Origin of the sequence: Pseudomonas neustonica, from assembly GCF_003797945.1 — a bacterium.
In the GTDB taxonomy this organism is placed as follows: Bacteria; Pseudomonadota; Gammaproteobacteria; order Pseudomonadales; family Pseudomonadaceae; genus Halopseudomonas; species Halopseudomonas neustonica.
Window position 1 is genome coordinate 51,827 of the sequence record NZ_RKKU01000026.1, and the last position, 10,229, is coordinate 62,055.

The window sequence follows — 10,229 nt, forward strand, 5'->3', positions numbered from 1 at the left end:
TGGGGAGGAGAATGGCGGGTGAATCTTAAGATCGGCTTAAGTGAAGCTCTGTTGATCGGCGTTTGCTGAATTTCTGTCATTCCAGCGCAGGCGGAGGACGTGGTTTCGGGTTTCAAGCGTGAAGGGGTTGTTGGTCGTGCGAGTTTTTGATTACCAATCAGATGGTCGAGTGTGCAGCTTGGCTCGTCGTAAAGGCGAAATACGCGGATGAAGAGCGCACCGATAACCATCCAAAAGCAAATGGCGTTTGCTCGCCTCCCCGCTCCTGTGTATATGCTTGTCCCCTGCCACTTATCGCCACCAACCCGAGACCTGTCATGGAACAGACTGCCCTGCTGATCAATACGCCGACCACGCTGGCGCTGACGGTAATTGCGTTGTGGTTGGGTTACTGGATCAACCAGCGGGTGAGTCTGTTCAGCCGCTATAACATTCCGGCGGCGGTCAGCGGCGGGCTGCCGGTCAGCGCGTTGGTGGCGCTGATTCAGCTGCTGAGCGGGCGCGAGATCCAGTTTGATCTGGAGCTGCGCAACCTGCTGTTGATTGCCTTTTTCAGCAGCATCGGCCTGTCTTCCCGGCTACGGCAGTTGCTGGACGGGGGCCGCGCGCTGGCGATCATGCTCGGGCTGGCAGTGGTATTTCTGCTTTGTCAGAACCTCGTTGGCACCTTGCTGGCGCTGGGGCTGGATCAGAGCCCGCTTTACGGCCTGATCGGTGGCAGTATTTCGCTGGCGGGAGGGCATGGTACGGCGCTGACCTGGGGGGCGCTGTTTGAGGAGCACTTTGCGCTGGCCGATGCCAGCAGCCTTGGGCTGGCGATGGCGACTGCGGGACTGATCAGCGGTGGCCTGCTCGGCGGGCCGGTCGCGGCCTGGCTGATTCGTCGTCATGGTTTGGTCAGTACCGAGGTGGAAGCCGAACTGCCGCATCTGGCATCGCCAGGCAGAACCACCTACCTGATCGACCTCGATCATCTGCTCACCGCCGTGCTGCTGATCGCCCTGTGCTTTGCCCTTGGCGCCAGCGTCTATGACTGGCTGTCCGGGCTTGGACTGCGGCTACCGGCTTTTCTGACCTCGATGTTTCTTGGCATTCTGCTGGCCAATCTGCTCGATATTGCCGGCGTCGAGGTAGATGCCAGACCTGTGCAACTGGCCGGCGACCTGAGCCTGCAGCTATTTCTGGGTATGAGCCTGATCAGCCTGCCGTTGCTGTCGCTGCAGAGCGCCTTTGGCTTGATCGGCGTGATGCTGCTTATCCAGGGCGTGGTGACGGTATTGTTTACCGTTTTTCTGGTCTTTCCGCTGCTTGGTCGTAACTACGATGCGGCGTGCATCAGTGCGGGCTTTATCGGTATGGGGCTGGGCGCAACGCCGGTCGGCATCGCCAACATGGACGCGCTGACCAGTCGCTATGGACCCAGCCCCAAGGCCTATCTGGTGATCCCGCTGCTGGGCGCCTTCTTTATCGATATCGCCAACGCCACGCTGGTGCAGATGTTGCTGGGTTTCAAGCTGTTCAACCCTTGAGCAGCACGCCCTCGCTATCAAGCACCTTGAGCTGGATCGGCAGCGCGGTAACCACACTCTGGGATACCGTACAGAACTGCTCAAACTGATCGAGAATGCGCTCCAACCGCTGAAACTGGGCGGCGGGGTGGCCCAGATGCAGGGTTACGTCAACGCCCACCACGCGCAGATGATTATCATCGTTGCGGCCTAAATGTCCGACCGCCTCAGTGCGGATACCGTCATTGGGCTGATGGAACTTGCCCAGCGCAAACACCAGGCTATCACTCAGACAGTTACCCAGTGCAGTGACCAGCAACTGGGCCGGGCTCGGGCCCTGGTTGCCGCCCAAGGGGGCTGGTTCATCGGTAATCAGGTCGGGGGTATCGCCCTCGTACTGGGCCAGAAAGCGATAGTTCTCCTGCTGCTGCAAAGCCACTTCAACGCGGTTATCACCCATGATGTGCTCCGAAAGTGATGAGTTGGTTGCAATCAATCTATTTTTTTATATATTGTATGTCAATAAAGTGTTCACGAGACCCTGCCCGACTGTATGAATAATCAAATCGATATCAATCGCCTCTCCAGCGCCGCTGATCAGGCTCAACAACTGCTCAAGGCGTTAGCCAACCGTGACCGCCTGCTGCTGCTCTGCCAACTGGTGGAGGGCGAACGCAGCGTCGGTGAACTCGAGCAAATGCTGGGCATTATGCAGCCTACCCTGTCGCAGCAGCTGGCGGTATTGCGCCGCGAAGGTTTGGCGGCTACTCGCCGTGAAGGTAAGCAGGTTTATTACCGTGTCGCCAGTGCACAAGCGCTGGCGGTTCTTAACACCCTCTATGGCCTGTTCTGTGCCGAGGAAACATCTAATGCAGATTGACTGGGTTGCGTTCACCCCCTGGAGCGCGTTGGCCGGTGGTGCGCTGATTGGTGCGGCTGCCGCCATGCTGATGCTGTTTAACGGCCGGATTGCTGGTATCAGCGGATTGGTCGGCCGCCTGCTGATACCGCAGGCCGGTAACCGCGAAGCCCTGCTCTTTGTGGTTGGGCTCTTGCTGGCGCCCTGGCTGTATCAGCTGGCGGGGGGCGATATCAAAGTGGAGGTTGCCGCGGGCCCCGTGGCGCTGGTGATTGCCGGCCTGCTGGTGGGCTTTGGTTCACGGCTTGGCTCGGGTTGTACCAGTGGGCACGGGGTATGCGGCCTGGCGCGCCTATCGCCGCGCTCGTTGGCGGCTACGCTGAGCTTTATGGGCGCCGGTTTTATCTGCGTTTTCGTCCTCCGTCACCTGTTGGGAGTCTAAGCATGCGCGCATTGATTGCATTGGCCAGTGGGCTGGTATTCGGCTTCGGCCTGCTGCTCTCGGGTATGGCCAACCCGGCCAAGGTGTTGGGCTTCCTTGATCTGGCTGGCGCCTGGGACCCTTCGTTGGCGCTGGTAATGATCGGGGCCATTGCCGTGGCCTTTATTCCTATGCAGTGGACTCAGCGCAGTGGCGTGACCCTGCGTGGTGAAGCAGCGCAAATACCGACTAATCGCCAAATCGACCGGCGGCTGATCATCGGCAGCCTGGTGTTTGGTGCTGGCTGGGGCGTAGCTGGATTCTGCCCCGGTCCGGGGCTGGTCGCCGCCTCGGCGCTGGTGCCGCAGGCGCTACTGTTCGTGGCCGCCATGCTGGCGGGTATGTGGTTGTTCAGCTGGTATGAGCGGCGGGGGACTGCATGAGCGATAGCCCGCGTCTGCAGCCTCCCGGCAGCGACGCGCTGCTCGGCTGGCTTACGCATTACCGTCGCGCCTGGTTCGGTGGCGATCTGACCGCCGGTCTGGTGCTTAGCATTATGGTGATTCCGCAGAGCATGGCTTACGCCATGTTGGCGGGTATGCCGGTACAGGTAGGTCTATACGCCAGTCTGCTGCCGTTATTGGGTTACGCGCTCTTTGGCAGCAGCATGAGCATGTCGGTCGGCCCGGTGGCGGTGACCGGGTTGATGACGGCCACCCTGTTAGCGCCGCTGGCAGAGGTCGGCTCGGCGGATTATATGCAGCTGGCCATCTGGCTGGCGCTGTTTTCCGGCGCATTGCTGTTTGCCTTTGGCCTTCTGCGGCTGGGCTTTCTCGCCAACTTTCTCAGCCACCCGGTGATCAGTGGCTTCATCAGCGGCGCGGCGATACTCATTGTGCTGAGTCAGGTGCCCAAGCTGGCGGGCCTGCGTAATTGGCCCGATAATCCGGCAACTTTGCTCGACAGCTGGCACACCAGCAACAGCCTGGTGCTGGCCATGGGCATCGCTGCCCTGCTCTGGCTGGTCTACGCACGCGCCTGGTTAGCCGGGCATCTGCGCAGCATGGGGCTGCCCGAGCTGCTGGCTAATCTGGCCGCCCGGCTGGCGCCGATTCTGGTGGTCGTGCTGGCCGTGGCCGCTACCCTGCAGTTTGGTCTCAGCGCGCACGGGGTGCCGGTGGTGGGTGAGATTCCCGCCGGGCTGCCGTCGCTGGTGTGGCAGACGCCGGATACCGGAGCGCTCCGCTCGCTATTGATCCCGGCGGTGCTGATCAGTCTGGTGACCTTTGTCGAAAGCGTGTCTATCGCTCAGTCGCTGGCGCGGCGCAAACGCCAGAGTATTAACCCCGACCGCGAGCTACTGGGGTTGGGCGCGGCCAACCTTGGCTCCGGCTTGACTGGCGGTTTTGCTGTGGCCGGGGGCTTCTCGCGCTCTAGTGTGAACATCGAGGCGGGCGCCAATACGCCGCTGGCGGGGGTGATTGCTGCGGTGATGATTGCCGGTATTCTGCTCACGGTCGCGCCCTTGTTTGCCTACCTGCCACAGGTGATGCTGGCCGTGGTGATCATAGTCGCAGTGGTGCCCTTGATTGATTTGCGCAGCCTGGCGCGGGCCTGGCGTTACGACCGCGCAGAGGGCCTCACGCTGCTCAGCACCTTGTTGGGTGTGCTCATACTCGGCGTTGAAGGCGGCATTATTCTTGGCGTGTGCTGGTCCATCGTCGCGCAGTTGTGGCGCGGCAGCCGCCCGCACGTTGCTGTGGTGGGCCGGGTGCCGGACACCAACTACTTTCGCAACACCAAGCGCCATCTGGTGGAAACCGTGCCGCAGCTGCTGGCACTGCGCATTGACGAAAATATCTTCTTCGCCAATACCAAAGCGGTGGAACAGGCCATTTATCAGGCGCTGGCAGACTATCCTGACACCCGAGAAGTGTTACTGATTTTGTCAGCGGTTAACCATATCGACAGTACCGGACTGGACATGCTCAGCGAGCTGACCGAAGGGTTGGCCGAGCGCGATATCCATCTGCATCTCGCGGAGGTCAAGGGCCCGGTGATGGATCACTTGCAGCAAACCGACTGGATGCAGCGTCAGGTAGACGAGCTGTTCCCTAGCACTGATATTGCATTCAACACCCTGGGCAAGCTGAAAAGGCCCTCTCCTGAACCAACAGAGTCATAGTCATGAAAACCAATGTAGGTACTATTGATCGTGTTATACGCATTCTTCTGGGTCTGCTACTGATTGGCCTGAGCCTGACCGGAACCATAGGTCTCTGGGGGTGGATCGGTGTTGTGCCACTGGCTACCGGAGTGATGCGTTTTTGCCCGCTGTATCCGCTGCTGGGCATCAGTACCTGCAGCAAGTGAGCTGCTGGCACATCAAAAACGAAAAGGAGTTTTATATGAAATCCGTGATTACTACGCTACTTGGCGGTACTTTGCTGGCCGTCAGCCTGTCGGCTGCGGCAGCTCAGCTGTCTCCGGAAGATCAGATCGAAACCCGCAAGGCCGGTTTTACCTACATGGCCTGGAATATGGGCAAGATCAAGGCGCAGGTGATTGATGAGAGCGTCGAATACAATCCCGAGCAAGTCAGTGCGGCGGCCAATGCCATCGCCGCTATCGCCAACTCCGGCATGGGCGCGCTCTTTGGTCCGGGCACCGACCAGGATGTAGGCAAGCAGGTAACCCGCGCCGATCCGGCGTTGTTTGCGAACATGAACGATATGGCCGAGCTGGCCGGTAACCTGGGTACCGCATCAGATAATCTGGTCGCTGCCGCAGCAACGGGCGATGCTTCAGCCGTGCGGGTCGCCTTTGGTGAAGTGGGCAAGAGCTGCAAGGCCTGCCATGACAAGTACCGCCTGGACTGAAGCGCGGTTTACCAGGCAGGTACCGCCGGAGCCGGCGGCGGGGCAGGAATCCAACTGCCCCACGCCAGCCAGACCATGCCAATGGCAATGATCAGCGCAATGCTCAATGCCAGCCCGCCACCGCTTTCAACCTCGGTTTGCGGTTGCTGCGTCAGCGTCTTGCGACCATGTAGCATGGCGCCCACCAGCTTTTTGCCGCGCAAGCGGTAGACCACGATGGCCAGAATGTGCAGGCCAATCACCACATAGATCAGCTCCTCGGTGGAGCGGTGCCAGCCGCTCAGCAGCGAGATCACATCGCTGTCTACCAGCCGCGTCAACGGCCCGTAAAAGGCCACATCATCACTGGAAAACAGTCCTGTCAGCGCCTGAAAGGCAAAGAGCCCGAGCATGGCGAAGACCGAGAAAGCGCCGAGCGGATTGTGCCCCAGCTCTTGCCACTGGCCACGCAGGTACTGGGAAACACGTGAAGGCGTTGGGAAGAAATTGCTGAAGCGAGCATAGGTGCCGCCCACCAGCCCCCACACCAGACGGAAGGTCAGCAGCCCTAAAACGGACAGGCCAAAACGCTCGTGCCAGACCATCCAGTTGCCACCCAAACTGACCGTCACCAGAGCACCCGTGACGCATAGCGCCAACAGCCAATGAAACAGACGAAGAGGAAGGTCCCAGACGACAATTTGCATGGATTACTCACTGCGTTTTAAACAAGCGTTGAAGGCTAACGTCTCCGGGCGGTGCTCGCAAGACTTGGCGGCCTTTGAGTGAGCCACTTCGCGAGCAGAGGTTTTTGTCTCACTGGCGAACAGAATCTCACTCTCAGTGCGCCGGCACGCTTAAAGCCGCCTACTGCTTGGCTTTCAGGCCCACAGCTATATAAATCAGTGGGCTGCGTAAGTATCGGTCGCCGCATGGGTTGGTTTGACAGAAAAAACACTGTGCAAACACAAATATCATAATGACATTACTTGGGCTGCTGCTTATTATTTAGCGGCTAGATCTGAAGTGCATCAAAAAAAACAAATGAAGAAGGAATCTTCAAACATGATGTTAATGAAAAAAATGGCTATGACAGCCGCGCTTTCTGCCTCCCTGTTTGTCTCTGGCTGTGCCAGTATCGTCAGTGATTCGCAATACCCTGTTTCCGTAAAATCCGAACCGCCCGGTGCCGAATATCAGATTCGTAACCGCAGTGGCGCTGTAATACATCAAGGCACAACACCGAACACCGTTACCCTCAAGGCAGGCGACGGCTACTTCAAGGGTGCACGCTACAACATGCAGTTTTCCAAGGAAGGCTACGAGCAGCAAAGCCAGACTCTGGAGTCCAGTATGGATGGCTGGTACTGGGGCAACCTGCTGTTTGGCGGTTTGATTGGCATGCTGGCGGTTGATCCTGCCACCGGCGCCATGTACAAACTGCCGCCCGCCAGAACGGCCAACCTGATTCAGATACCCATGGCTCAGCCAGCAACGCCTGAAGCGGACGTGGTCAGCGCGGTCAGCGAGTGAAGTAGCTACAGCGGTAATTTTCAGATCCGTAAAAAAGGGCGCCGTAGCGCCCCTTTTTTTATTACAGCTCCATATTGCGCGCCAACTTGTCCCGCAGCAGCTCAGGATCGTTACTCGCAGCCTTATCCAGCTCAGCCAGCTCCTCCGGAATGTACCAGTGCAATTTGTGCTCGTTGTGGTAACTGGCCCACACCACCTTGGCCACCTCCACCGCTTCAATCAGCCGAAATGGCCCTTTGGTTGGCGCTTTGGCCAGAAACTCGTCGGAGGTCATCCCGGTGCGGATCAACCCCGGCAGCGCATCGGCGCAGCGAATATCGAAACGCTTGAACTCGTTCGACCACGCCTCGGTCAGGCCCTTCACCGCGTGCTTGCTGGCCGAATACACCGCAATCAACGGCATGCCCATGGTCGCGGAAGACGATGAGGTGTTGAAGCACAGCGCGTTGGGCGTTTCCTTCAGCAGCGGCAACGCGCTATGGGTGCCATTCATCACGCCAATCACGTTCACATTGATGATCTTCAGCTGATCCTCAAACGACATCTCGTCGAAGTACCCGCGCATGATGATGCCCGCGTTGTTGAACAGAATGTCCATGCGGCCGTCGGTTGCTGCGCCAAACGTCGCTACCGCCGCATCAAACTGCGCCTTGTCACTCACATCCAGCGTCTGAATCATGCAGTTATCTGCACCCAACTCCGCCTGCAAAGCGTCTAACCCCGCCTGGTTGACGTCGAAGGCGCCAATGAACCAGCCCTGCTCGCGAAACAGGCGCGCGGTCTCGCGGCCCATGCCGGAGGCGGCACCGGTAATGAAGATGGATTGACGGCCAGCGGCGTGTGACATGGGCGATATCTCTTTTGTTGGGATTGTTGATGGGGAGACGTTAGCACTGAGCGAGTGGCTTGGGAGCCAAGGGGTGGTTTGGTTGATTATTGGGCAATCATTGGGGTGATGTTTAGTACGAGGGGGTGTGGCCGAGCGGATGCCTAGCCGGTTGGTGTGCAGGGCTAACGCTCGCCTTCCAGCTCATGCCATACCCGAAGAACGACTATTACGTTGGTGTGCAACGAGTAGCGGACAACGTACTTGCTAAAGACCATATCCCGAACTGAATCGGGTACGGGTGCCATCTTTACGGGCGAGCCAATATGGGGAAATTCGGTCAGCAAGCTGACTTTGCCGATCAGCTCGGCGGCAATTCTGGCCGCCGCAGAAGGATTGTGTATTGCGATAAATTCCTTCAAGCGTTGCAACTCTGCAACGGCGTGATCGGTGTAAACCAGTTTCATTTACTCGGCCCCGGTGCATCCTGTTCGGCTTCGGTGCCCCAACTGTTGAGCCAGCTATGTACGTCGCTGGCGTCGACAACGTTGCCCAAAGCCGCAGACTCCATTGCTTCGAGTGTTTGCGTCCAGCGCGCTTGCTCAAGCTGCTGTTTCTCAATGTATTCCGCCAACGCCTGATTGATGACCCAGCCTTTGCTCCGCTCTAGTCGCTTGGCTATCGCTTCCAGATGCTGTTCTACTTCGGCCTGAAGACGCACTGTTGTGACTGCCATTGGGAGTCTCCTTAAATCGGTTGACTACAATGTATTACAACATAGTCAGTATTGCTTGCAAACAGGGTGTGTTTGCGAAGTGATTGTTGGTTGGCATTGGCAGGTTGGCTTGGGAGTAGTGAGCTGTTAAGACTACTTTTTAGAGGGAAATGCTTGCTCATTACCCTCTAACAACTCTCCTCGGCACCCAGCTGTTCGGCCGTGCGCTTTATCGACCTTATTGGTTCTAGCTCAGCTTGCTTAGCAAATTGCTTTTAACCGCTGGCCACTCGCTGGCAATGATCGAATACACCACGGTATCGCGGTAGGAACCGTCGGGCATGATCTGGTGGTTACGCAGAATGCCGTCCTGCTTGGCACCCAGGCGCTCAATCGCAGCACGTGAGGCTTGGTTGAAGTAGTGCGTGCGAAACTCCACGGCGATGGCCTGGGCCTGTTCGAATAGGGTGGTCAGCAGCAGTAGCTTGCTCTCGGTGTTGATTGGCGTGCGTTTGGCGGCATTGGCGTACCAGGTAAAGCCGATCATCGCGCGTCTATTGGCCTCATCCACGTTGTAATAACGCGTTGTACCCACCACCTCGCCAGACGCTTTTGATCTTACGGCATAGGCAATATTGCCCTGCGCCATATCCGCTATCGCTCGTTGCACATAGGCAGGCATTTGCTCAGCGGTCGGCACGCTGGCGAACCATAGCTTGGGCGAGTCGCCATCGGCGACGGCTTTTTCCAGGGGCTTTATGTGTTGCTCGGTGAGGGGTTCGAGCAGCACGAATTGGCCTTCTAGGGTTGCTTGGTTGATAAGCATGCGTGGGTGTCCTTTGGGCTGGGGCGGCTGGCTGGATTATACCGGACTGAGTTTTTGGTCGGTTTGGAGCAGACTGCAGTCGGCTAGTCAGTGGCCCTGACAGCAAGCACTGAGATGTGTGGGTAGGCACGGTGTGCTTGGATAAATAATGCATTTCGCCTTGCTGGCGAGTTAGAGGGGAATGCTTGCCCATTCCCCTCTAACAACTCCCCTGGGCACCCAGCTGCGCGGCCCTGCGGGTTCGCTGCGTTGCTCGACCTGCCGGGGACGCTCGCAAACTCGGCGCTTCGCACCTCAGACACCGCGAGCATCTTTTTCCCGGCAGCTCTGCGCTACTCGCCCGCGTAGATGGGGTATTAGTCCGTGTGGTGTTGGTTGATTTTGCTTAGTTGACGCGATTGTTATGCCGCTCATTCGCCAACAGGTAATCTGGGTCAGATGAAAATTAGTGGGAAACCTTCATCTGACCCCAGTTTTCGTGCGTCAGCGCGAAAATAAAAACAAGGCTAATGCGCCTGCGCCCAACAAAAATTTAGTGTCACTATCTGACTGCTTGTGAATCGCCCCTAGTTTCGTAGACACCTCCAGGCCTTATAATCGAGGCACCCAGGAGGTCCAATGAGCAACTCACGCTACACCGAAGAATTTAAAATTGAAGCCGTCAAACAGGTGGCTGACCGAGG

The 10,229-nt window shown here is 58.0% G+C and carries 14 protein-coding genes; 8 read left to right on the forward strand and 6 right to left on the reverse strand.

Annotation, left to right across the window (positions count from 1 at the left end):
• Positions 1-317 precede the first annotated feature (317 nt).
• Entirely contained in the window at positions 318-1,529 is a 1,212-nt protein-coding gene (gene gltS, locus EF096_RS16515) for a sodium/glutamate symporter (RefSeq protein WP_158611305.1), read from the forward strand.
• On the opposite strand, the gene EF096_RS16520 is transcribed toward gltS, so the two are convergent.
• A complete protein-coding gene (locus EF096_RS16520) occupies positions 1,519-1,968 on the reverse strand; it encodes an OsmC family protein (RefSeq protein ID WP_123890902.1) in 450 nt (149 codons plus the stop codon). The genes gltS and EF096_RS16520 overlap by 11 nt on opposite strands.
• A gap of 93 nt (positions 1,969-2,061) precedes the next feature.
• On the opposite strand from EF096_RS16520, the gene EF096_RS16525 reads away from it, so the two are divergent.
• Genes EF096_RS16525 through EF096_RS16550 form a run of 6 tightly spaced genes read left to right on the forward strand, consistent with a single transcriptional unit; the run spans position 2,062 to position 5,667 of the window.
• Positions 2,062-2,388, forward strand: a complete 327-nt coding sequence (locus EF096_RS16525; protein ID WP_123890903.1) for an ArsR/SmtB family transcription factor — start codon at positions 2,062-2,064, stop codon at positions 2,386-2,388.
• Positions 2,348-2,809 carry a YeeE/YedE family protein gene (locus tag EF096_RS16530; RefSeq protein ID WP_328588843.1) on the forward strand — a complete coding sequence of 154 codons (462 nt, stop codon included), beginning with the start codon at positions 2,348-2,350 and terminating at the stop codon, positions 2,807-2,809. The genes EF096_RS16525 and EF096_RS16530 overlap by 41 nt, the downstream gene beginning before the upstream one ends.
• Before the next feature lie 2 nt (positions 2,810-2,811).
• Positions 2,812-3,231 carry a YeeE/YedE family protein gene (locus EF096_RS16535; RefSeq protein WP_123890905.1) on the forward strand — a complete coding sequence of 140 codons (420 nt, stop codon included), beginning with the start codon at positions 2,812-2,814 and terminating at the stop codon, positions 3,229-3,231.
• Complete coding sequence (locus EF096_RS16540) at positions 3,228-4,973, forward strand: SulP family inorganic anion transporter (RefSeq protein WP_123890906.1); 1,746 nt, start codon at positions 3,228-3,230, stop codon at positions 4,971-4,973. Before EF096_RS16535 ends, EF096_RS16540 begins: the two co-directional genes overlap by 4 nt.
• Before the next feature lie 2 nt (positions 4,974-4,975).
• Positions 4,976-5,161, forward strand: coding sequence for a YgaP family membrane protein (locus EF096_RS16545; protein ID WP_123890907.1), 186 nt, complete (start codon positions 4,976-4,978; stop codon positions 5,159-5,161).
• 35 nt (positions 5,162-5,196) lie between these two features.
• Complete coding sequence (locus EF096_RS16550; RefSeq protein WP_123890908.1) at positions 5,197-5,667, forward strand: c-type cytochrome; 471 nt, start codon at positions 5,197-5,199, stop codon at positions 5,665-5,667.
• An 8-nt stretch (positions 5,668-5,675) separates the two neighbouring features.
• Here the strand turns inward: EF096_RS16550 and EF096_RS16555 are convergent, their stop codons facing one another.
• Positions 5,676-6,353, reverse strand: coding sequence for a cytochrome b/b6 domain-containing protein (locus tag EF096_RS16555; RefSeq protein ID WP_123890909.1), 678 nt, complete (start codon positions 6,351-6,353; stop codon positions 5,676-5,678).
• A 358-nt stretch (positions 6,354-6,711) separates the two neighbouring features.
• Here EF096_RS16555 and EF096_RS16560 point away from each other — a divergent pair, with 358 nt between their 5' ends.
• Positions 6,712-7,179: a hypothetical protein gene (locus EF096_RS16560; protein ID WP_235869780.1), complete on the forward strand. Its 468-nt coding sequence runs from the start codon at positions 6,712-6,714 to the stop codon at positions 7,177-7,179.
• Between the two features lie 61 nt (positions 7,180-7,240).
• On the opposite strand, the gene EF096_RS16565 is transcribed toward EF096_RS16560, so the two are convergent.
• The 4 genes from EF096_RS16565 to EF096_RS16580 form a co-directional block, all read right to left on the reverse strand.
• Positions 7,241-8,026 (reverse strand): SDR family oxidoreductase, encoded by a 786-nt coding sequence (locus tag EF096_RS16565; RefSeq protein ID WP_123890910.1) that lies wholly within the window; start codon positions 8,024-8,026, stop codon positions 7,241-7,243.
• Between the two features lie 164 nt (positions 8,027-8,190).
• The gene (locus tag EF096_RS16570; protein WP_123890911.1) at positions 8,191-8,472 is read right to left on the reverse strand and encodes a type II toxin-antitoxin system RelE/ParE family toxin; all 282 of its coding nucleotides are present in this window, start codon (positions 8,470-8,472) and stop codon (positions 8,191-8,193) included.
• The gene (locus EF096_RS16575; protein ID WP_123890912.1) at positions 8,469-8,741 is read right to left on the reverse strand and encodes a CopG family ribbon-helix-helix protein; all 273 of its coding nucleotides are present in this window, start codon (positions 8,739-8,741) and stop codon (positions 8,469-8,471) included. Before EF096_RS16575 ends, EF096_RS16570 begins: the two co-directional genes overlap by 4 nt.
• A gap of 226 nt (positions 8,742-8,967) precedes the next feature.
• On the reverse strand, positions 8,968-9,546 hold the full coding sequence (locus EF096_RS16580) for a GNAT family N-acetyltransferase (RefSeq protein ID WP_123890913.1): 579 nt from the start codon (positions 9,544-9,546) through the stop codon (positions 8,968-8,970).
• Between the last annotated feature and the right edge of the window lie 683 nt (positions 9,547-10,229).